The organism is Actinacidiphila oryziradicis (assembly GCF_005047355.1).
GTDB classification, from domain to species: domain Bacteria; phylum Actinomycetota; class Actinomycetes; order Streptomycetales; family Streptomycetaceae; genus Actinacidiphila; species Actinacidiphila oryziradicis.
In genome coordinates this window covers 324,733-345,509 of the sequence record NZ_SUMC01000001.1, presented here as the reverse complement: position 1 = coordinate 345,509, position 20,777 = coordinate 324,733, and the positions used below count along the sequence as shown (strand labels likewise).

Genomic DNA, 20,777 nt, shown 5'->3' with positions numbered 1-20,777 from the left:
GACCACCGACCCGCACATGACCCGGGGTCCAGAGGCCGTCAAGGCGCGAGCATCGCGGAGATACGATCCGCCGGGACCGGGCGGGAGTAGAGCCACCCCTGCCCGGTATCGCAGCCGATGCGGCGCAATCGTTCCGCCTGGGCGGCGTTTTCGACGCATTCCGCGGTGACGGTGAGCCCGAGCCGGTGCGCGAGCTGCACCAGCGCTTCGACGATGGTCTCGTCCGCCGGGTTGGGGTGTTCGTCGGCCCGGAAGCCGTGAACAAACGATCCGTCAAGTTTGAGGGTGGAGACGGGGAGCCGGCTCAGGTAGGCCAGGTTGGAGTACCCGGTGCCGAAGTCGTCGATGGCGATGCGTACGCCCATTTCGTGAAGGGCGTGGAGCGCCTGGAGCGGACGCCCGGCGGAGCCCATGACCGCGGATTCGGTCAGCTCCAGCTGAAGCAGCTCCGGGGGGAGCCCGGTGTCGTCGAGGATGGCGGCGACATCGGCCACCAGATCCGAGTCCCAGACCTGCCGGACAGCGACGTTGACGCTGATGAACAACGGATCGTCGGGGTGCTTTTTCTGCCATTCCCGCGCCTGGCGGCACGATTCGGCAAGAACCCACCGTCCGAGCTGGACGATGGCGCCGTTCTCTTCCGCGAGTGAGATAAAACGATTCGGCCCCAGCGTTCCGAAGTTCGGATGGTGCCAGCGTACGAGGGCTTCGACGCCGCGGATGTCGCCGCTGCCGAGCTCGACGAGAGGCTGGTACTCCAGGATGAACTCGCCTCGCTCGACGGCTTGGCGCAGGGTGCTGGAGAGGGCCTGCTTGGTCATCCGGTGGGCGTTTCGCTCGGGGTCGAAGAGGGTCCACCGGGCTTTGCCGTCGGCCTTGGCCCAGTAGAGGGTGGTGTCGGCGGCCTGCATGATGCCGGTGGCGGTCGTGCCAGAGGCCTCGCGTTCGACGACGCCGATGCTGGCGGAGACCGCGATGCGCTGCCCGGCGAGGTCGAACGGGCGCTGGAGGGCGGCGAGTACGCATTCGGCGAGGTCGGTCGCCTGCCCGGTGCCGGTGGAGTCCTCGACCAGCACGGCGAATTCGTCGCCGCCGAGCCGGGCGACGAGGTGTCCGCCGGGGGCCGTCCGGATGGCGCATTCGGTGAGCCGGCCGGCGACGGCGGCGAGCAGCCGGTCGCCGGTACGGTGGCCGAGGGTGTCGTTGATGGCCTTGAAACCGTCGAGGTCGAGGTAGCACAGGCCGATGCGGCCGGTGCGGCTGCCGGCGGCTTCCAGGGCGGTGGAGAGCCGTTCGAAGAAGAGCGCACGGTTGGGGAGCCTGGTGACGGGGTCGTGCATCCGCAGGTGCCGCAGTTCCTCGCGGAGGGCGTACAGCTGTCCGTCGTCGGGGATGGAGAGCAGGGTGCCGCCGCTGGGCAGCGGGGTGCGGGCCATCTCCGAATGCACCTGGCCGACCAGGTCGGTGGCGGGCAGGGCGGTGAGGCAGGCCGGTTCGGCGCCCAGCAGGGAGCCGAGGGCGCCGTTGGCGTCGAGAACCCGGCCTTCGCGGTCGACCAGGGCCATCGGCAGCTGGGCGACGGCGAAGGCGGCACGGTAGTCGCGGACCTCGGCGGGCGTCCGCTCGGGCGCCCGTTCGGAGTTCCGCTCGGGTGTTCGCTCCGCGGCCCGTTCAGGGGCCACGGAATCACTGTGCGTAATCGTCGAGGGCGTCGTTCCAGGGCTGACGCCAGGGCCGCCAAGAGCTCTGCCCATAATCGTCTCCCGCATCTCAGTCGTCTCGCACACATGGTCGTCGAGTTGTCGAATGCCCGCCCGAAGGCGGTAGTCATGCTGGAAATGTGGCGATCATAGAGGTTCTTGGAGTGTCAGGGCCACCGCTGTCGTGGTGATTCTCGGCACGCGAGGGGCGCGAGCAGCGCACGCACGACGTCTGTGCGACGGCGCATGCCTTGTCTTGCGCGTCTGTCGATTTCATTCGCCCGATTGCGACCGATAATTACGCGCCGTAGCGGTCAGACAGTCATCCTGTCGGAGTAATAGAAACGGGCATAAGCCAACAAAGCATAGCAACGTGATGTGGGTGTCCTGACTCCCCCGGGAGGTCCACATGCGGCGACGAGGCGTACCCATACGAGCGCACCGGCGCGCGCTGCGTGCGGCCGTCGCGTGGGTGAGTGTTTTCGCCGCGCTCATCGCCTGCACGCTGGTCGCGGTCCCGGCGCCGTACGTCGCGACCGTTGCGGCGGCCGGCGCGTCCGGCGGACCGTGCGCGCTGCCCCGCACCCGGGCCCACCACTCCGAGGGCACCGACAGCTGGGACTCCGCCTATCCGCGGCCCCGCAAGAGCCTGGACGCGGTGATGGTCTTCCTGTCCTTCCCGGACTCCGGGCCGCTGCTCGGCGCCGGGGAGGTGGCCGCCGACTACAACCCGGCGACCTCGCGGTTCTTCGACCGGGCCTCGTACGGGAGGTTCTCGCTGCGCATCCACGCCGTCCGGCGCTGGTTCCGGATGCCCGCGGCCTCGTCGTCGTACGAGATCCGGCGCGACTGGGACGCCGGGCGCCGCTCCCGCTATCTGCACGACGCCATCGCGGCGGCCGACGGGGGCGTGGACTTCTCCGCGTACGACATGGTCTACCTCGTCGCCGATCCGCACGCCCCCGGCGTGGACTCGGACGCCACCAAGGTCGTCAACCTGGCCGAGCCGATCCACGCCGACGGCACGGTGGTCCGGCGCCTGGTGACGCTCTTCGAGAACCACCCGCCGGACCGGAACGTCCTCGCCCACGAGACCGGCCATGTCTTCGACCTGCCCGACCTCTACTACCGCCCGCCCGCCGGCAGCCACGCCGACTGGGACACCCATGTCGGCGACTGGGACCTCATGGGCAGCCAGTTCGGGCTGGCGCCGGACCCGTTCGCCTGGCACAAATGGCGGCTGGGCTGGCTCACCCAGGGCCAGGTGCGGTGCGTGCCGCGGACCGGCACCAGCTGGCACGAACTCACCCCCCTTGAAGTCCCCGGCGGCACCAAGCTGCTGGTCCTGCGGACCGGACCCGACAGCGCACTGGCCATCGAGGCGCGCGCCGCCCTCGGCAATGACGCCGGCCTGTGCACCCAGGGCGTCCTCCTGTACCGCGTACGCTCCGACCTCCAGTCCGGCGACGGCCCCGTCGAGGTCCTCGACGCCCACCCCAAGACCTCCGCCTGCCTCGGCACCTCCGTCTACCCGCCGCTCGCCAACGCCCCCCTGGGGCTGGGTGATTCGTACGTCTTCGGCCGTACCCATATAACCGTCACGAACCGTACGCGGGACGGCGCCTGGTCGGTCAGGGTCAGCGATGTCTGATTCGCTGAGGGTGGCCGCCCTGGCCGCGGTGCTTCTGCTGACCGCGAGCAGCGGCGCCGCCGTCCCGTACGGCGAGTCCGCCGCCGGGCCGCCCCCGGCCGGACGGCCGTGCGCCCTGCGGGCGGCGCCGGGCGCCGCGATGTCCGAAGGGTTCCCCTCGGGCCGTAGCCGTGAGTTCGCCCGGCCCACAGGCAATGTGCGGGCGCTGACGCTGATGATCGACTTCCCGGACGCGAAGGCGCCGTACTCGGCGCGGGAGCGGTACGCGGAGTTCTTCCCGGCCGTAGAGCGCTGGTTCACGCGCAGCTCGTACGGGCGGCTGCGGTACCGGTCGGTCCCGGTGCCGCGGTATCTGCGGATGCCACGGCCGTTCAGTGCCTACCGGATAGGGCGCGGCTACGGCTGGGGCGCGCACACCGCGATGATGCGCGACCTGGTGAAAGCGGTGGGCAAGTCGGTCGGCTTCCGCGGCTACGACCTGGTGAACGTGCTGGTCACCCCCAATGCCGGCCCGGCCGCCGACCAGTCCGTGCTCTCCGTCACCTGGACCGGCGCCTCCGCCGCCACCACCACCGACGGCACCCGGCTCGACCGGGTCTCACTGATCTACGGCCACGACCACTCCGGCTCCCGTGTCCTCAGCCACGAGAACGGCCACATCTTCGGCCTGCCCGACCTCTACGCCGCCGACGACTTCCAGCGCACCGACAGCCTCGCCGGCCAGTGGGACAGCATGTTCCCTGGACTGGGGCCTCCAGGGCGACCTCCTCGCCTGGCACAAATGGCGCCTCGGCTGGCTGGACGACGCCCAGATCGGCTGTGTACCGGCCACCGCGGCACGCACCTTCACCCTCAGCCCCGTAGAGATACCGGGCGGCCGGAAGGCTGTCGTCATCCCCTACGGCCGCACCAGGGCCTACGTCATCGAGGTGCGCGACGCACTCGGCAACGACGACGGGGCGTGCCGCACCGGCGTGCTCGTCTACCAGGTGCGCACCGACGTCGACTCCGGGCGCGGGCCCGTCACCGTAAGGGACGCGCACCCGGGCAGCAGCGCCTGCGACTACAGCAGCGGTTCCTTCAACTCCCTGAACGACGCCCCCTTCCGCACGGGCGAGCGCTTCCACGACTCGGCGGCCCGCCTGACCGTGCAGGTGCTCGGCCGCGGCCCGGCGGGGGAGTGGGCGGTCCGGGTCACCCGGAGGCCATGACCGCGCACCGCGTACGACAAAGGCCCCCCGCTTCCGCGAGAGGCCCTCATCCGTCTGTGCGCCGCCAGGGACTCGAACCCCGGACCCGCTGATTAAGAGTCAGCTGCTCTAACCAACTGAGCTAGCGGCGCCTGCTGACGTCGTAGACCTTAGCACCCGCTCCCGGAGGAGCAAAAATCGATATCCCCGCCGGTCCGGACCGCCCGGATGCACGCCCAGAGCAGCACATCCGCCCCCGGCAGCCATGGCTGCCGGGTGTCCGGCGCGACCAGCCAGCGCGACGACGAGGACGCCGAGCCGTCACCCTTGCCGCGCAGCGGCGGCACGGTCACGGCGTCCCCCGGGCCATGGCACATCAGCGGCGGCACCGCGCTGCCCCACTCCTCCCAGCCGAGCAGCGCCGGGAGTCTCTGGGCGGTGCCCGTGGCGGCCAGCAGCAGTACCCTGCCCCGGTGCACCGCCACCGGCCCGGAGCCGGGGCCCGCGGACCACAGCTGCTCCAGGACCCGGCGCCCGAAGAGCGCCGGCGCGTTCACCACGTCGAAGGCGGTCCCGCAGGGCAGCACGCTGGGCGCGGTCGGACGGGCTGACCACAGCGCCTGGACGCTGCGCGGGAAGGCGCTGGCCGAGGCGAGCCAGGCTGCTCCCTCGAGAGTGACGAATTGGGTGTCTCCTGGCCAGGCATGCCGTCGCCGATCAGTCATGGCATATACAACTACCGGCGGACGGTGCTCAGATTCCGCACATCGGACGAATTCGGGACACAGGCGGCTCCACCCGGCTATCTTGACCCGAACGCATATGCCAACGGCGTGAGACTGTGGCTGCGGTGACGACTGTGGCTGCGGTGACGACTGTGACTGCGGTCGCTCAGCGCTCGCGGTCCGAGCCGTCCCTCATCAGGCTCACCCCGAACTCGACCATCTTCCTCGCGTAGTCCTCCGTCCAGCCGGCCCGCTCCGCGATCGCCGCGCTCGTCAGCCGGTCGAAACGCTTGGGATCCGCGAGCTGCGCCGCCGCGATGGCCTGGTACTCCGTCGCTCGGTCGGCGGCTGCCCGGAAGGCCAGGGTGAGCTCCGTGGAGCGGGCCAGCAGATGGCGGGGGTCGTCCATCGACTCCAGGTCGAAGAAGTGTTCCTCGTCCTCCAGGACCTGGGCGGGTTCGAAGAGCAACTGTGCGGGTTTCATCCGGCGCTGAGCCGACTGCGGCTCGGACATGTACGTACCTCCAAAGGTGATCGCGCCTTCCATTGTCGCGCCGCCCGCGAGTAGGCACGCGGCACGGGTTTTTTCAAGGCGGTGCGGCGTCCCGTGGTATGCGCGACGCTAAATTTTCCCCTGACCCGCCCCTTCCCGAAACCGGGGCTCTGCCCCGGGCCCCGGCGGTTGCCTGCGGCACGCCTGCCGACAACGTCAGCACAATCCAGCCCGTCCGGCGTTTGAGGACCTGGGGGTCCCCCCACGCCCGCCAGGGCGTAGGGGACGGGTCTGGGGGGCGTAGCCCCCCACGCGGCGCCAGCCGCATATTGGACGCAGTCGGGAAGGGGCGGGGTGGGGAAAGCGCCGCAGGCGCTACGGCCGCCACGGCACGCGGTGCTCCGCCAGATGCGCCAGCACCGCGTGGTTCGCCTCCCACCCGTCCGGGAATTTCACCGTCACCCCCAACCGCACCGGCTCCGTCGAAGGGTGCTCGTCCAACAGCTCCGCCACCCCCGCCCGGCACACCACAACGCACGCGTGCCGGTGCCGCGAGGCAAGCACGCACAGGCGTCCGGTCTCCAGATGGAACGCCGTGGCGTCCGGGCGCCCCGACAGGGGATGGAGTACGACGGTGACGTCGAACTCGCGGCCCTGGAGGCGGTTGGCGGTGTCCACCGCGACCCCGGTGACGCCGAGGGCGGCCAGCGCCGAACGCACCGCGGCGGCCTGGTCCCGGTGGGCCGTCCCCACCGCGACGCGGTCGGCGGTGACGGGCGCGGTGCCGCGCTCCGACCCGGCCACGGCGCCCCGGTCGAGCAGGCGTCGTACGACCTGGGCGACCGCCCGCACAGCCTCGGGGTCCGTGCGGGGCGTGCGGCGGGCCGGCAGCTCCAGCAGCCCCCAGCCGGAGGCGGCGGCCTCGTCCAGGACGCGGTCGGGGCCGGTGCCGTCGGACCGGACACCGAAGGAGAGCCGGCGGTCGCCGTGGTCCGTACCGCTGGTGAACGGCGTGTACGGGTAGAAAGCCTCGGACACCAGCGGTGCCGCCGACGCCGGGAGCCGCCATGAGACCGGCAGCCGGTGCTGGGGCAGCCCCGGATTGTGCGCCAGGAGTGTGACGACGGCGCTCGCCGACGGGTCGTAGCTCAGCCCCGCCCACTGCTCCGCTCCCACCACGCTGAACGGATCCAGCTGCCCGGGGTCCCCGACGAACAGGGCCCGCTCGAACAGACCGGCGACCTGGAGCAGCGCGTCCGACCGCATCTGGTAGGCCTCGTCCACGATGGCGTGCCGCCATGGTTCGACGCCTTTGACGAACGCCCATTTCGCGGCGGTCGCGATCACTACCTTCTGCTGCGCGAGGTCCGCAGCCTTCGCGGACTTGAGGATGCCCGGGTGGCGGTCCAGGACCGGGTCCGGGGGTGAGTCACTGCCGTGCAGCCGCCCGATGGGCAGCTCGGGATCGGCGGTGGCCAGTCGGTCTGCCAAGTCGTCGACCTGCGCGTTCGTCTGTGCGACCACCATCAGGGACTCCCCGGCGGCCACCAGCTCCTGCGCGGCGCGCACCACGAGGGTGGACTTCCCGGCGCCGGGCGGGGAATCCACCACCACGCCTCGGGCGGCGCCGTACAGGGTGTCGTAAAGGATCTTCTCGGTGGCTGCTGCGGCCGCCTCGGCGGGGCTTGTGCGGGCGCCGGTCACAGATAGTCCTCCGGGGTCAGCGGATCGGGGGCGTCGGCCGGGGGGCTCCCGCCCGGCGGCCCGCCGTGGGTCCACGGGGTGTCCTCCGGATCCGGCAGCTCCGCCCCGCCGCGCGGGGCGTGCTCGAAAAGCGTCCAGCAGATCAGGTCGCCCTTCTCCGGCACCGAGCCCTCCTTCGGAACCCGGCCCGAGCCCATTCCGCCCAGCAGCCGCAGCACCACCGTCTCCGGGATGTCCGTGGCGACGATGTCCGTGGCGACCGCCTCAGCGCTCTGCGCGGACTTCGCCTCCGGCAGCGCGCGGTAGACCTTGGTGCCGGCGTCCAGCTGCGGGCGGTCCTCGGTCGTCATGGTCACCAGCGGCCGGGGCATCGGCCGCTTCCCCTCCGAGTACGCCATCTCGACGTCCGTCACCTCGCCCACGAACGCCTGCCCCGCCAGCCGCTGCCCGGCCATCACCAGCGGATCGTCCAGCGCTTCCTGTGCCTCCAACCGCACCTGCGCCGTCTCCCGCCCGGCCAGCTTCTGTGCCGCCGCGATCGCGTCGTCCCGCTTGGGCTGCGGGGGTTCTCCGGCCAGCACCCGGTCCCGGTGGCCGGTGTACGACCACCGGTCCCGTTTCCACCGCTCGGCGACATGCGCGCCCTCCGGCAGCGCCCGCAGCAGGTCCAGGCCACGCCAGACCATGTCCCAGGTGGGCCGCAGCTGGCTCGCCACCAGCTCGCGGATCCCGGCCTCGGCCGTCTCGGCCGCCAGGGACGCGATCGCTGCGTCCTCCGCCTCCCGCGCCGCCGAGCGGGCGGCGTCGTACCGCGCCATCGCCGGGGCCAGCGCCGTGTTGTCGAACACCGGGTCGGTGGCCGGCCCGGCGGGCGGGCACAGCAGCAGCCCGTCCGCCCCGCGCTGCGTCTCCGCCCGCCGGGCGGCCCGCGGACCGTTCATGCCCTCCGGAGGGTCGATCCAGGCCAGCAGGGAGCCCAGGTGCTGGTCCTCCAGATTGCTCTGGCCGGTCGTCCAGTGCCGGGTCAGCAGTTCGGTCATGGCCACGAGCAGCCCGGCCCCCGGGGTGCGGGCCCGCTCGCCGTAGTGCGTCAGCCAGCGCCCGAGCAGCGGGACCCGGGCCGGCACCGGGTACGGCTCGTCCGGGTCGTCCTCGGCGGTGCGGCGGAACCGGGTGGAGCGGCCGAGGAGCCGTACGTAGTCCAGGGCGGCCGGATTGGGCACCACGATCTGTGGGGCGTCGGCGCACACCTCCGACTCTTCCCGGTTCCTGGTGGCGGGTTCGATCTCCACCTCGTCCGCGAATCCCTCCACATACGGCAGCACGGCCTGTGCCAGCTCCGCGAGGAACGCGAACCGCAGATCACGGTCCCTCGGCTGCGGCACCACCAGCAGCCGGGGCGCCTCCGCCACCGTCCCGACCAGTGCCCCCAGCGGGGCGCCGACCTCACCGGCGGTGGTCAGCGGCACGAACACCAGCGGCCGCCCGGACACATGCCGGTGCCGCACGGTCGCGATGGGCCGGGCCCGCCCGGCGGCAGCGGCCTCCGCCCGCGCGAGCGTCGTCATCAGCGACATCAGACCTCCCCGACAGCTGCGGCCCGCAGCCGTGCCGCGCGGCGCAGCGCGTCCACCGCCGGGTCGGCCGGGTCACCGGCGGTGCCGAGGGCGGCGGCGAGCACCTGCTCGACGGTGGTGAGGGAGCCGAGCTCGCCCCGGGTGCCGCGGCCGAGGGATTCGACGGCGCCGCAGGCGCGGGCCCGGTCCCGGCAGTGGAAGGCGAGTTCGCAGGCGGCGAGGCACTCGGGGGCGTAGGCGGCGGGTACGGCCTCGACGGCGGCCAGCATCTCGGGGGCGGGCCGGGTCGGGGTGCTGCCGTCATCGGCGTACCGCAGGTCGAAGGTGGTGCCGTCGGGGAGGGTGGCGGCGATCTCCTCGATCCGGGTGAGCCGGGCCAGCTGGCGCCGGGTGACGGAGAGCTGTTTGCGTACGTCCACAAGTTCGGCGGTGGGGAAGTTGGAGAAATCCTTCGGGCAGACGAGAAGCACGTCGTGCGATACGCGCGCGGTGCCTGCCTGCGCCGCAAGGCGCTCCAGGGCCAGCACATATACGGCCGCCTGCCGGGCGGCGGCGCCGACCTTCACCGAGTCGGCGCTGCCGTCGAGGATGGGGAACGACTTGATCTCCACGACCGTCCAGGAACCGTCCGGCCGGACCGCGACCGCGTCCGGCTCCAGGTAGGCGGGCGAGCTGGCGACCTCGAGGGCGAGCATCGGGTGGTCGAGCAGGGTCCAGCTGCGGGCGGCCGTCGCCTCCTCCAGCGCCAGCCGGGTGCGGGCGACCCGTCCGGCGGGACCGGCGGCGGAGAGCTCGGGGACGAGCACCCGGCCGTCCTCCGGGGTGCCGCCGAGGAGCCGGATCAGCTCGGCGCAGCCGTCCGCCTTGACCCGGGCCTCGAAGGCGTGGCCGCGTACGAAGGCGAACTGGGACTGCCCGAAGGGCGCCGGATCGCCCAGCACCCGGGCTACCGCGCCCTTGTCGATCCCGGCGGCGTCCAGCAGGGCGCGGCGCCGGCATCCCGGGTTGGCGGCCAGTGCGGCCAGCGCTCGCGCGTCAAGGGGGCGAGGTCGCACGGCCGGGCCGCGCAACTCGGCCAGCCGCTCTCGGAGATCGTGGGTAGTGCTCACCCGCGAAAGTGTTGCATCCGCCTATGACAGTCGCCGGACAGGCCGGCTGAACAAGCTGTGGGCAGGGAGGACATGCAGGGCGGCCGGCCAGTTTTTCACGCCGCTTTCGGGGCGCCCCGCTCCTGTTCCTGTTTTTCCTGTTCCTTCTTCTCCTCCGGCACGACTGACGTGGCGACCACGGTCGTGTGTCCGGTGCGGCGTGCGCGAACCCGGTCGATGACCCGCAGTGCACGCGGCGCCAGCAGATAACTGACGCTCAGCACCATCGCGCCGGCGACGGCGTCCAGCAGATAGTGGTTTCCGGTGCCCATCACCACCAGCGTCGTGCCCAGCGGGTAGATCACGCCGAGCGCCCGCAGCACCGGCGACCGCCCGTATCGCCAGAGCATGAACCCGCACCACAGCGACCACCCCACGTGCAGGCTGGGCATGGCCGCGAACTCGTTTGCCATACCGCCGAGGCCGCGCGGGGCGCTCGCGTTGCCGCCCCACCAGCCGTAGGAGCCGTACTGCGCCATGGTGTCGATGAAGCCGTGCCCGGAGGTGAGCAACCGCGGCGGGGCGGTCGGCATCAGGGTGAACCCGACCAGCCCGAGGAGGGTGGTGATCATCAGCCAGGTGCGGGCGAGGCGGTACTGGGACGGGCGTCGGCGCCACAGCCACACCAGGACGGCGGGGGTGACGACGTAGTGCAGTGAGGCGTACCAGAAGTCGGCCGGGATGCCGAAGGACCGGTAGTTGGTGAAGAGCCGGTTGAGCCACCGCTCGGGGTCGATCTTCATGAGCTGTTCGAGGTGGAGGATGTCGATGCCGTGCTCGATGGCGTCATCCACGTCGCCGCGGACCAGAAGCCGCGCGCAGGTGTAAAGACCGTAGACGACGGCTATGAGGGGGAGCTCGGTCCACCAGCGAAGCCGGCCCCTGTATGCCGCGGCCCGAGGCGCAGTAGCGCTGATCGTCATCCGACCGGTACTCCCCGTTCTCCCGATTGGCGGGTGATGAACTCCGACGTAGGCTTCTACCGTACGGCGTACGCCAGCCACCCCCCACACCGCCCCTGATATTCCTGGCCACCACCCGTTGGCCAAGTGTCCAACGGCGTGTCGCCGGGTATGTGCGCGGGAGGACACCCGGGCCGCTTCCCCGGGTTGCCCGCCCGCGCGAGAATTCAGTAAACCGCCCGCACCCTGTCCTCGTACAACCGGAAAAACCGGACTCCCACTCATGACTACCGCTCGACCGGCCCGCTCCCCACGGCGCCGCGTCCCCCGCAACACGCTCAACCCCGATCGGATCCTCGACGCCGCGGTCACCCTGCTCGACCGGGACGGCACCGAGGCCTTCACCATGCGCGCCCTCGCCGAGGAGCTCGGCGTCGGCACCATGGCGGTCTACTCACACTTCCGGGGCAAGGACGAGCTCAGTGACGCCGTCGCCCAACGCCTCCTCGCCGAAGTGGAACTACCCGTCACGGGCGTCGGCGACCCCGGCGACCGCATCACCGAGGTCGTCCGCAGCCTCTACCGGCTGTTCTCCGAGCACCCCTCCGCCCTGCAACTGCTCACCAGCCGCCCGATGCGCGGCGACGAGCAGATCGCGGTCACCGACCAACTGCTGGGGCTGCTCCGCTCGGCAGGCCTCGGCCGGACCGAGGCCGTACGCGCGTACGTCGCGCTCATGCAGTACACCGTCGGCGCGGCCGTCTGGACGACGAGGAGCAGACGGCGCTGTGAGCGCGAGGAGGGCGTCGGCGAGCGCATCAAGAAGCGGCTGACCGCCCTGCCGCCCGACAGCTACCCCTCGCTCACCGACCTCGCACCGGAACTCTCGGCGGTGGGGAACATGGGGCCTGTGCAGTTCGAGTACGGGCTGGGCCGCCTGGTGAGGGGTCTGCTCGGCAGGTGAGCGATCTCGGATGGCCGTATGGCGCTCCGGCCATCGGCTCCGGGGACGATGCCACTCACCTGGGACGACGCCGTTTCGCCATGGTTCGCCAGCAAACGCCACCCCTTGCAGGGCCGGGAGGGCGTAGCCGTCAGCCCTTCCCGGCGTTGAACTGGTTGCGACGTCCGACTACAAGGAGGCTTCCCTTGTTGGACACCAATGGGTCACCCAGGCCGATGTCGGCATCGACCGACCGGCACATTCCCACCGCTGAACCCTGTGACCTGGTCACCGTACCGACCAGGCAGGGCCTCGAAGCGGTGGACCTGCTGCGGCTGCGTACCTGCGTCGGCCCGGTCCTGCACGACAGCTCCGACGACAGTCTCGGCTTCCTCGTCCCGCCCGGCACCGCCGCCGCCTGGGATCTGCCGGGCAGCGCCTGCACCCAGACCAACGGCCGCGGCGTCACCTCCGGCACCGAGCCGCCCATCGCCGGCACCGGCTGGCTCGTCCCCCCGCACACCGCCGTGTCCGTCACCGACCCGGCCGTCCTCCGCGACGCGCTCGGCGAGGCGGCCCGCACCATCGAACTGGCGGCCCGGCGGTTGTAGCGACTGCCCGGGCCATACTTGAGCGCATGGCATCGGGCAAACGGCAGCGCAGGAGCATCCCCGACAGCGTCCGTGCCGCCATCCACGGTGGCGAAGCCGAACTCCTGCCGGACCGGGAGCGCCCCAACGGCTGGTCGCTGCTGATCGACGGAGCGCCGCAGTCCTACGTGGACCTCGACGACCCGGCGCATCTGGACTTTGCCTACCAGCGCAGGCTGGGCCATGTCATCGACCTGGCGGCGCCCCCAGGACGCCCGCTCCAGGTCGTGCACCTCGGCGGCGGCGCGCTGACCCTCGCGCGCTATGTCGCCGCGACCCGCCCCCGCTCGACTCAGCAGGTGATCGAGCTGGACGCCGCGCTCGTCGAACTGGTCCGGCGCGAACTGCCCTGGGACCGTAACTGGCGGATCAAAGTGCGCGGCGGGGACGCCAGAGCCGGGCTGGCCAAAATCCCGGAGGCCTGGGCGGACCTGGTGATCGCGGACGCTTTCAGTGGCGCGCGCACCCCGGCGCATCTCACCAGCACCGAATTCCTGGCCGAAGCCAAGCGCGCGCTGCGCCCGGACGGGCTGTACGCCGCGAACATCACCGACGGCGCACCGCTCGCCTTCCTGCGCTCACAGATCGCCACCGTACGGGCCCAGTTCGCCGAGGCGTGCCTCGCCGCCGACCCGGCGGTGCTGCGGGGGCGGCGCTTCGGCAACGCGATCCTGGTGGCGGCGGACCGGGAGCTGCCCGTCGCCGAGCTCACCCGCCGCGTCGCCTCCGACCCGCACCCCGGCCGGGTCGAACACGGCGGCGGGCTGGCGGACTTCACCGGCGGCGCGGTGCCCGTCACGGACGCGACGGCGGAGGCGTCCCCGTCGCCGCCGGAGTCGGCGTTCCGGTAGGGGCGGGGTGGGGGAGGCCCGCCGCAGGCGACCCGGGGCGCCGGACCTGCTAGGTCGTGACGTAGGTCTGAACGGTCGGCGGGTGCCCGTTCCACGTGCAGAACACCGTCGATGTGCTCTTCCCCGACGGCGCCGTGAAGTCGACCCGGATCCAGCCGTCCTGGTTCCACACCTGCATCTGCCACCCGCCCCCGTCAGGCGTGGCCGACACGAACGTGGCGTAAGTCGTGCCCAAATCCAGCACGACCCGCCCGCCATCCACCGCGTAACTGCGGATGTTGCCTGCGGCCGTCGGCGACGCCGTCGTATGGACCACCGAAGCCGAAGGCGACGCCGATGAGGAGCGCGGCAAAGGCGACGACGGGGACGAAGACCGCCGTGACGCCGTGGCCGATACCGATGCCCGCACCGAAGCGGAGGGCGAAGCCGACGGCGAAGCCCCTACGTCGGATATGGCCAGCGCCCTGGGCGCATCGTACGCAGTACCGGCCAGCGCATGGTGGACGCCGAACCACGACAAAGTAGCGGCGGCGCCCGTAGCGGCCGTCCACGCGCCGGCGTGCACCAGTGCCCTCAACATGCGCCCATGGTGCCCTACACGCGCCGTTCGCGCTCCCTCACTCCCACGATGCGTCAGCATCCCCCTGATGGGCTACCGTGCGGGCCATGGCAAGTGTGCTCGTTGTCGAGGACGACCAGTTCGTGCGCTCCGCCCTCATCCGGCACCTCAGCGAGGCCGCGCACACCGTACGCAGCGTGGGCACGGCACTTGAGGCCCTGCGCGAGGTGACGCAGGTCGGCTTCGACGTGGTGATCCTGGACCTCGGTCTGCCCGACCTCGACGGGGCCGAGGCCCTGAAGATGCTGCGCGGCATCACCGATGTCCCGGTGATCATCGCGACGGCCCGGGACGACGAGTCGGAGGTCGTACGCCTGCTCAACGCGGGCGCCGACGACTACCTCATCAAGCCCTTCTCGGTCGAGCACCTGTCGGCGCGGATGGCGGCCGTGCTGCGCCGCTCGCGTGGCCACGAGAGCAGCCCTGTGCTGCGGGTCGGCGGACTGCAGATCGACATACAGCGGCGGCAGGCGGCCCTGGACGCCGCGCCGCTGGACCTGACCCGCCGGGAGTTCGACCTGCTGTCCTTCCTGGCAGCCCGCCCGGGGGTGGTCGTGACGCGCCGTGAGCTGCTGGCGGAGGTGTGGCAGCAGAGTTACGGCGACGACCAGACCATCGACGTACATTTGTCCTGGCTGCGCAGGAAGTTGGGCGAAACGGCCGCGCGGCCGCGCTATCTGCATACGCTGAGGGGCGTGGGCGTCAAGCTTGAGCCACCAGGGTCGTTCCTATGAGGTGGGCCCTGGTCAAGGTATGTCTGGCCGTGACCGCGATGGTGGTGGTCGCCTTCGCGGTGCCGTTGGGCATGGTCGTACGGGAGATGGCCCGCGACCGGGCCTTCACCGGCGCGGAGCGGCAGGCCGCTGCGATCGGCCCGGCGCTGGCCATCACCACCGACCGCACCGAGCTGGAGCGGGCCGTAGCCTCCACCCAGGCGGGCGCGGCCGGCCGGATGGCGGTCCGGGTACCGGCCACCAAGGGCGTGGCAGCCGTGGGGGTCGGCGATACACACGCCTCCGACGCCGCCATCGGCACCGCCTCCAAGCTGGGCCGGGCCGCGACGGTATCGGTGCCCGGCGGCTACGCGCTGCTTCAGCCGACCGCCGTCAGCTCGGGCTCGGTCGCCGTGGTCGAGGTGTTCGTGTCGGACGCCGATGTGCGGCACGGGGTCACCGCGGCGTGGCTGGTGCTGGCCGGGGTCGGCATCGTCCTGATCATCGGCTCGGTCTCCATCGCCGACCGGCTCGGCACCCGGATGGTCCGCCCCGCCAGGCGTCTCGCGGGCGCCGCGCACGACCTCGGCCAGGGCGATCTGGCCGTACGGATCCCGGAGGAGGGCCCCGCCGAACTGCGGTCCGCCGCCGTCGCCTTCAACGCCATGGCCGACCAGGTCACCCAACTCCTCGCCAACGAGCGGGAACTCGCGGCCGACCTCTCGCACCGTCTGCGCACCCCCCTCACCGTCCTCCGCCTCAACGCCGCCTCCCTCGGCGACGGCCCGGCGGGCGAGCAGACCCGTCAGGCCGTCGCCCAGCTCGAACGCGAGGTCGACCAGATCATCCGCACCGCCCGCGCCCACCAGTCCGCCCCCGTTGCAGTCGGCTGCGACGCCTCCGAAGTCATCCGCGAGCGCATGTCCTTCTGGTCCGCCCTCGCCGAGGACCAGGGTCGCACCGCCCGCACCGCCGGCGTCGATCGGCCGGTACGAGTGCCCGTCGCCCGCGCCGAACTGGTCGCCGCCCTCGACTCCATGCTCGGCAACGTCTTCCGGCACACCCCCGAGGGCAGCCCCTTCGCCCTCGACGTCCACAGCACCCCCGACGCCGTCATCCTGCTCGTCTCTGACGCCGGCCCCGGCATCGCCGACCCCACAGCCGCGCTCCGACGCGGCCAGGGCGACGGCGGCCCCGGCTCCACCGGCCTCGGCCTCGACATCGTCCGCCGCGTTGCCGAATCCACCGGCGGTGACGTCCGCATCGGCCACTCCGTCCTCGGCGGCGCCGAGATCCGCGTCTGGCTGGCCCTCTCCCGGACCCCCGACGGCATCCGCCGCGGCCACAAACTCGCCCGGCGAGGCCGTTCGCGGGCAGTCACAGGCGGTTCCCCGGCCCCGGCCCCGTCTTCGTCTTCGACCCGCCCCCGCCCAGCGACGGTCGACCGGCGAGAATCCCGTAACCCGCCAGGGAGGCGCCATTTCTGATTGGCCGTGTGCGGGTGCGTGTCGCTCCCTTTCGGTCGCAAAGATGAAAGGCGCTTACTGCGGAGGGGGAGGAGGGGGCCTGTGTTGCCGGTTGGCCGCCGGGCCGGTGAGCGGCGGGCGTTAAGGCGGCTTGTGCGGCTCTTGTCCGTCTCGTGTCTGGGGTCTCGTTGCCGGATCCTGGTAGAGATGGCCGGTGGCGACGCCTGTTGTCCGTGGGGGGGCTGGACCGCCGTAACCGGCGACCGACGGGCGCTTGGTGGCTTGGCCCCATATTGAGGAGGCTCCTCTTCCGCCCGGTGGGTGGGGTGCAGAAAGGTTCTGGCGGGGGAGGGGTTCCGGGGGATGGGGGTGTCCGTCGGTCGCCTGCCGCCTTGGTGGTGGCTCCGGTGAGGGCTCGGGGCGTTAGGTCCACGTTCCGGACGGTGGAACGGCCTCCGCTCGGCGTGTCACTGTCCGAAACGTGGACCTATTGGATCCGCTCGCCGCAGAATCGTTTCGGCGGGAGCCAGGAGGGTTTCCCATGTTTGGCATATCAGGCAATTCCTCTCGTGCCTGCGTGCACTCCCACCCATGCCTGCGTGCACTTGCGTGAGGCGGGGGTGTACGCAGGCAGGGGTGGGAGTCCGCGCAGGCGGCCTCATCGCGGCTGAATGACGGGGCCTTATGGCCACCTGAACCGATTCAAGGTGGTCATAGGGCCCCCGTCATTCCCCGTCACGGCGGATTGAGCGGCCTGCGGACCCACCCGCACCCCAGCAGAAACCTTTCCGCGCCCCCGGCCGCCTCGGCGCCCGGCCGGGGCGAACTCCCCCTGCCCCTGACCCGGCGGGAGGCGGCCGTAGAAGGCACAGGCGACATCGCTCGCGTCCAGGCGTGGACCGTCTACGAGTCGCACCCCGTCACGCAGCGCGGGCCCGACCTGTTGCCCCATCAATTCCGGCCCCGAGAACTCCTGGCCGATGCCATGCACAACCACCACTCGCGCCATGTCAGCGATCAACCCCCGTCAGAACCCGTCGCGTCGGTGTCAAACCGCCGTGCAGCGACCTTAGGACAGAGGGCCCGATATCCGGCCGCGTATCGCGTTATCGTGCTGACTGGCAGCCGTGTTCGTCCTCGCCCGCCGGACGGCGCTACCCGGTTACGGCCGCCGTGGCGGCGGGATGACGCCCCGTCATGGCGGGCTGGTTGCAGATTGATTGGTCTAAACCTTTAATCGGGGCCGATGGCTGGCTTAAGCGCGCCTTAAGTTCCCGAATCCCTGCCCTGAACTGGGCGTTTGTCCGTTTCGCGGTCGCTAGCGTGCCGCCCCATGAGGACTTCACACCGCCGCCGTCCCGGCCGCAGAGCCACACTCATCGGCGGCCTCGCCGCTGCCGCCGCCCTCGCCGGCACGACCATCACCCTGGTGGGCACCGCCCAGGCCGCGTCCGTGGGTGCCGCCTACTCCAAGGTCAGCGACTGGAAGACCGGCTACACCGGCCAGTACACGATCACCAACACCACCGGCGCCGCCCTCTCCGGCTGGACTCTCGCTTTCGACCTGCCGGCCGGCACCACGATCAGCTCGCTGTGGAACGGCACCTACACCGCCGACGGCCAGCACGTCACCGTAAAGCCCGAGAGCTGGAACGCGACCCTCGCGGCAGGCGCTTCGGCCACGGTCGGCTTTGTCGCCGATTCGTCCGGCACCGCTGCCGATCCGGTCAACTGCCTCATCAACAAAGTGGCGTGTTCGGCCGACGCCACGCCAAGCAGTTCCCCGACGGCCATCCCCACGCCCACCGCGACCCCGACCGCGACGCCGACCTCCACCTCCGGCTCCGGTTCGACGACGACGGCAGGCTTCGCGCCGTATGTCGACACCTCCCTCTACCCTGCCTTCGATCTCATCGCCGCCGCCAACTCCACCGGCGTCAAGCAGTACAACCTCGCCTTCATCGTCGACGGCGGCAGCTGCACCCCCAAGTGGGGCGGCGTCACCGACCTCGGCAGTGACGCCGTCGCAGCCCAGATCGGCGCCCTGCGCGCGGCCGGCGGCGATGTCCGGGTCTCCTTCGGGGGCGCCGCCGGCTCGGAGCTGGCGACCACCTGCTCCTCGGACTCCGCGCTCGCCGCCGCCTACGGCTCGGCGATCGACAAGTACAACCTCACCAAGGTCGACTTCGACGTCGAGGGCGGTGCGATAGCCAACACCGCCGCCAATACCCGCCGTGCCCAGGCCATCGCGCTGCTGCAGAAGTCCCACGCCGGGCTCGACGTCTCCTACACCCTCCCCGCGATGCCCACCGGCCTCACGCAGGACGGCGTCAACCTCCTCGCCGACGCCAAGGCCAACGGCGCCGCCGTCTCGGCCGTCAACATCATGGCCATGGACTATGGCTCCTCGTTCACCGGCGACATGGGCCAGTACGCCATCGACGCCGCCACGGCCACCCAGGCCCAGGTCAAGAGCGCCTTCGGCCTCACGGACTCGGCCGCCTGGAAGGCCGTCGCCGTCACCCCGATGATTGGCGTCAACGACGTCAGCACCGAGACCTTCGCCGTCGATGACGCGTCCCAGCTGGTCACCTTCGCCAAGTCCAAGGGCCTTGGCTGGCTGTCGATGTGGTCCGCCGCCCGTGACAAGCAGTGCGCCGGCGGCGCCAAGTCCTCCGCCGACGCCACGTGCAGTTCGATCCTCCAGTCCGCCGGGGCCTTCGCCAAGGCGTTCGCCGCGTACACCGGTTGAGTGGCGATGGTATTTGAGTGCTAATTCGAACGCAGAATAACGGTCATTCGGGACATTACTCTTCACTTTCCGCACTCAAGACCGGCGCGGCGGTGGCCTCGGGGAGCCGGCCGGTGCGGGCGACGCCGGAGTACCAGTGGGCGCTGGACTTGGGGGTGCGGGTGAGGGTGTCGTAGTCGATGTAGACGGCGCCGAAGCGCTTGCTGTAGCCGTAGGCCCACTCGAAGTTGTCCATGAGGGACCAGAGGAAGTAGCCGCGGACGTCGGCGCCGTTGTTGATGGCCTTGAGGACGGCGTCCAGGTGGGCGTGGAGGTAGGCGATGCGCTCGGGGTCCTCGACCTGGCCGTCGGGGCCGGGGGCGTCGTCGTAGGCGGCGCCGTTCTCGGTGATCATGAGGGGGAGGCCGGGGAACTGCCGGCTGAAGCTCATCAGCAGGTCGTAGAGGCCGGTGGGGTCGACGCTCCAGCCCATGGCGGTCCGCTCGCCGGGGGGCTGGTGGAAGGCGACGGATTCGGCGGCGGGCCAGGGGGAGTGCTCGCTGTTGCCGTGGCCGTCGGAGCGGGGGCCTGAGGTGCTGGTGGCGGCCGATACCACTGAGGGGGTGTAGTAGTTGACCCCGAGCACGTCCAGGGGATGGCGCCGGATGGCGGCGAGGTCTCCGTCGCGTACGAAGGACCAGTCGGTGAGTTGTTCGGTGTCGGTGATGAGGTCCTGCGGGTAAGCGCCCTTGATGAGCGGCCCGGTGAAGATCCGGTTGCCGACGGCGTCGATCCGTCGCGCCGCGTCCCGGTCCTCGGGGGACCGGGTGAGCGGCCTGACCTGGTGCGGGTTGAGGGTGATGGAGAGCTGCGCGCGGGCCGGAAGGACGGAGCGCAGTGCTGTGGCGCCGAGGCCGTGGGCGAGGTTGAGGTGGTGTGCGGCCCGGAGTGCGGCGGCGGGTTCGGTGCGGCCGGGGGCGTGCACGCCGGAACCGTAGCCGAGGAAGGCGCTGCACCAGGGCTCGTTGAGGGTGGTCCAGAGCCGGACGCGGTCCCCGAGGGCCTCCGCGGTGAGCCGGGCGTAGTCGGCGAAGCGCTCGGCGGTGTCGCGCTGGGGCCAGCCGCCGGCGTCCTCCAGTTCCTGGGGGAGGTCCCAGTGGTAGAGGGTGACGACGGGTTCGATGTCGTGTTCGAGGAGCTCGTCGACGAGCGAGCGGTAGAAGTCCAGGCCGCGCTGGACGGCGGGGCCCCGCCCGGTCGGCTGGACCCGCGACCACGAGACGGAGAAGCGGTAGGCGCTGAGCCCGAGGTCGGACATGAGCCGTACGTCGTCCCGGTACAGGTGGTAGTGGTCGGCGGCGACATCGCCGTTGTCGCCGTTCCAGACCTTGCCGGGGGTGTGGCTGAAGACGTCCCAGATGGAAGGGGTGCGGCCGTCCTCGGCCGCCGCGCCCTCGATCTGGTACGAGGCGGTGGACGAGCCCCACATGAAGCCCATCGGGAATTCATGGCTGCTTGTGGCGGCGGAGAGTCGGGTGTCGGACGCGGGCATGGGGAGCGCTCCCATCAGAGGTGGGCTGGGTTGGACGGAAATCTGGACGGCAATGGAGTACGGGGTACGGCTGGAGCGGTGCCCAGAGTTCGGCCGGCTGGGGCAAGTCGCGCACTGGTCCCGGTAGGAGGCCGCCCCGCCTATTTGCGCGGCCTCCAAGTC

17 protein-coding genes and 1 tRNA gene are annotated in these 20,777 nt (G+C 71.3%); 8 read left to right on the top strand and 10 right to left on the bottom strand.

Translation table 11 applies throughout. The annotated features are described in order from the left end of the window. Positions 1 to 38: 38 nt before the first annotated feature. Entirely contained in the window at positions 39 to 1,769 is a 1,731-nt protein-coding gene (locus FCI23_RS01595; RefSeq protein WP_407645899.1) for an EAL domain-containing protein, read from the bottom strand. Between the two features lie 340 nt (positions 1,770 to 2,109). On the opposite strand from FCI23_RS01595, the gene FCI23_RS01590 reads away from it, so the two are divergent. Both FCI23_RS01590 and FCI23_RS59175 read left to right on the top strand, forming a co-directional pair. Beyond that, positions 2,110 to 3,351, top strand: coding sequence for a M6 family metalloprotease domain-containing protein (locus tag FCI23_RS01590; protein ID WP_136721574.1), 1,242 nt, complete (start codon positions 2,110 to 2,112; stop codon positions 3,349 to 3,351). A gap of 632 nt (positions 3,352 to 3,983) precedes the next feature. Further along, positions 3,984 to 4,562, top strand: a complete 579-nt coding sequence (locus tag FCI23_RS59175; RefSeq protein WP_246143206.1) for a metallopeptidase domain-containing protein — start codon at positions 3,984 to 3,986, stop codon at positions 4,560 to 4,562. Positions 4,563 to 4,619: 57 nt separating this feature from the next. On the opposite strand, the gene FCI23_RS01580 is transcribed toward FCI23_RS59175, so the two are convergent. The 7 genes from FCI23_RS01580 to FCI23_RS01550 all read right to left on the bottom strand — a co-directional run bounded on the left by FCI23_RS01580 (position 4,620) and on the right by FCI23_RS01550 (position 11,111). Further along, positions 4,620 to 4,693: transfer RNA gene (locus tag FCI23_RS01580), tRNA-Lys, on the bottom strand. Positions 4,694 to 4,711: 18 nt separating this feature from the next. Further along, a complete protein-coding gene (locus tag FCI23_RS01575; protein ID WP_136721573.1) occupies positions 4,712 to 5,266 on the bottom strand; it encodes a bifunctional DNA primase/polymerase in 555 nt (184 codons plus the stop codon). 166 nt (positions 5,267 to 5,432) lie between these two features. Next, positions 5,433 to 5,780, bottom strand: a complete 348-nt coding sequence (locus FCI23_RS01570) for a hypothetical protein (RefSeq protein ID WP_136721572.1) — start codon at positions 5,778 to 5,780, stop codon at positions 5,433 to 5,435. Between the two features lie 354 nt (positions 5,781 to 6,134). Further along, on the bottom strand, positions 6,135 to 7,463 hold the full coding sequence (locus FCI23_RS01565; RefSeq protein ID WP_136721571.1) for an AAA domain-containing protein: 1,329 nt from the start codon (positions 7,461 to 7,463) through the stop codon (positions 6,135 to 6,137). Then, on the bottom strand, positions 7,460 to 9,040 hold the full coding sequence (locus FCI23_RS01560; RefSeq protein WP_136721570.1) for a hypothetical protein: 1,581 nt from the start codon (positions 9,038 to 9,040) through the stop codon (positions 7,460 to 7,462). Before FCI23_RS01560 ends, FCI23_RS01565 begins: the two co-directional genes overlap by 4 nt. Then, positions 9,040 to 10,149 carry a hypothetical protein gene (locus tag FCI23_RS01555; protein WP_136721569.1) on the bottom strand — a complete coding sequence of 370 codons (1,110 nt, stop codon included), beginning with the start codon at positions 10,147 to 10,149 and terminating at the stop codon, positions 9,040 to 9,042. The genes FCI23_RS01560 and FCI23_RS01555 overlap by 1 nt, the downstream gene beginning before the upstream one ends. Positions 10,150 to 10,244: 95 nt before the next feature. Then, entirely contained in the window at positions 10,245 to 11,111 is an 867-nt protein-coding gene (locus tag FCI23_RS01550; protein ID WP_136721568.1) for a phosphatase PAP2 family protein, read from the bottom strand. Positions 11,112 to 11,373: 262 nt separating this feature from the next. On the opposite strand from FCI23_RS01550, the gene FCI23_RS01545 reads away from it, so the two are divergent. From FCI23_RS01545 to FCI23_RS01535, 3 genes are all read left to right on the top strand, one after another. Beyond that, a complete protein-coding gene (locus tag FCI23_RS01545; RefSeq protein WP_136721567.1) occupies positions 11,374 to 12,054 on the top strand; it encodes a TetR/AcrR family transcriptional regulator in 681 nt (226 codons plus the stop codon). A 215-nt stretch (positions 12,055 to 12,269) separates the two neighbouring features. After that, complete coding sequence (locus tag FCI23_RS01540) at positions 12,270 to 12,644, top strand: hypothetical protein (protein ID WP_136721721.1); 375 nt, start codon at positions 12,270 to 12,272, stop codon at positions 12,642 to 12,644. A 26-nt stretch (positions 12,645 to 12,670) separates the two neighbouring features. Then, positions 12,671 to 13,534, top strand: a complete 864-nt coding sequence (locus FCI23_RS01535) for a spermidine synthase (protein ID WP_136721566.1) — start codon at positions 12,671 to 12,673, stop codon at positions 13,532 to 13,534. A 49-nt stretch (positions 13,535 to 13,583) separates the two neighbouring features. On the opposite strand, the gene FCI23_RS01530 is transcribed toward FCI23_RS01535, so the two are convergent. After that, a complete protein-coding gene (locus FCI23_RS01530) occupies positions 13,584 to 14,114 on the bottom strand; it encodes a hypothetical protein (RefSeq protein ID WP_136721565.1) in 531 nt (176 codons plus the stop codon). An 86-nt stretch (positions 14,115 to 14,200) separates the two neighbouring features. Between FCI23_RS01530 and FCI23_RS01525 the strand changes: the two genes are divergently transcribed. The 3 genes from FCI23_RS01525 to FCI23_RS01515 all read left to right on the top strand — a co-directional run bounded on the left by FCI23_RS01525 (position 14,201) and on the right by FCI23_RS01515 (position 19,084). Beyond that, positions 14,201 to 14,887, top strand: coding sequence for a response regulator transcription factor (locus tag FCI23_RS01525; protein WP_136721564.1), 687 nt, complete (start codon positions 14,201 to 14,203; stop codon positions 14,885 to 14,887). Further along, a complete protein-coding gene (locus FCI23_RS01520) occupies positions 14,884 to 16,353 on the top strand; it encodes a sensor histidine kinase (protein WP_136721563.1) in 1,470 nt (489 codons plus the stop codon). The genes FCI23_RS01525 and FCI23_RS01520 overlap by 4 nt, the downstream gene beginning before the upstream one ends. A 1,312-nt stretch (positions 16,354 to 17,665) precedes the next feature. Then, on the top strand, positions 17,666 to 19,084 hold the full coding sequence (locus tag FCI23_RS01515; protein ID WP_136721562.1) for a cellulose binding domain-containing protein: 1,419 nt from the start codon (positions 17,666 to 17,668) through the stop codon (positions 19,082 to 19,084). 55 nt (positions 19,085 to 19,139) lie between these two features. On the opposite strand, the gene FCI23_RS01510 is transcribed toward FCI23_RS01515, so the two are convergent. Further along, positions 19,140 to 20,615, bottom strand: a complete 1,476-nt coding sequence (locus tag FCI23_RS01510; RefSeq protein WP_136721561.1) for a GH1 family beta-glucosidase — start codon at positions 20,613 to 20,615, stop codon at positions 19,140 to 19,142. Positions 20,616 to 20,777 lie beyond the last annotated feature (162 nt).

Bases quoted from the DNA above. Each gene is read 5' to 3' on its own strand.
- FCI23_RS01595 (WP_407645899.1), bottom strand. From the start codon at position 1,769: ATGCGGGAGACGATTATGGGCAGAGCTCTTGGCGGCCCTGGCGTCAGC.
- FCI23_RS01590 (WP_136721574.1), top strand. From the start codon at position 2,110: ATGCGGCGACGAGGCGTACCCATACGAGCGCACCGGCGCGCGCTGCGT.
- FCI23_RS01575 (WP_136721573.1), bottom strand. From the start codon at position 5,266: ATGACTGATCGGCGACGGCATGCCTGGCCAGGAGACACCCAATTCGTC.
- FCI23_RS01570 (WP_136721572.1), bottom strand. From the start codon at position 5,780: ATGTCCGAGCCGCAGTCGGCTCAGCGCCGGATGAAACCCGCACAGTTG.
- FCI23_RS01560 (WP_136721570.1), bottom strand. From the start codon at position 9,040: ATGTCGCTGATGACGACGCTCGCGCGGGCGGAGGCCGCTGCCGCCGGG.
- FCI23_RS01550 (WP_136721568.1), bottom strand. From the start codon at position 11,111: ATGACGATCAGCGCTACTGCGCCTCGGGCCGCGGCATACAGGGGCCGG.
- FCI23_RS01545 (WP_136721567.1), top strand. From the start codon at position 11,374: ATGACTACCGCTCGACCGGCCCGCTCCCCACGGCGCCGCGTCCCCCGC.
- FCI23_RS01540 (WP_136721721.1), top strand. From the start codon at position 12,270: ATGTCGGCATCGACCGACCGGCACATTCCCACCGCTGAACCCTGTGAC.
- FCI23_RS01535 (WP_136721566.1), top strand. From the start codon at position 12,671: ATGGCATCGGGCAAACGGCAGCGCAGGAGCATCCCCGACAGCGTCCGT.
- FCI23_RS01530 (WP_136721565.1), bottom strand. From the start codon at position 14,114: ATGTTGAGGGCACTGGTGCACGCCGGCGCGTGGACGGCCGCTACGGGC.
- FCI23_RS01525 (WP_136721564.1), top strand. From the start codon at position 14,201: ATGGCAAGTGTGCTCGTTGTCGAGGACGACCAGTTCGTGCGCTCCGCC.
- FCI23_RS01520 (WP_136721563.1), top strand. From the start codon at position 14,884: ATGAGGTGGGCCCTGGTCAAGGTATGTCTGGCCGTGACCGCGATGGTG.
- FCI23_RS01515 (WP_136721562.1), top strand. From the start codon at position 17,666: ATGAGGACTTCACACCGCCGCCGTCCCGGCCGCAGAGCCACACTCATC.
- FCI23_RS01510 (WP_136721561.1), bottom strand. From the start codon at position 20,615: ATGCCCGCGTCCGACACCCGACTCTCCGCCGCCACAAGCAGCCATGAA.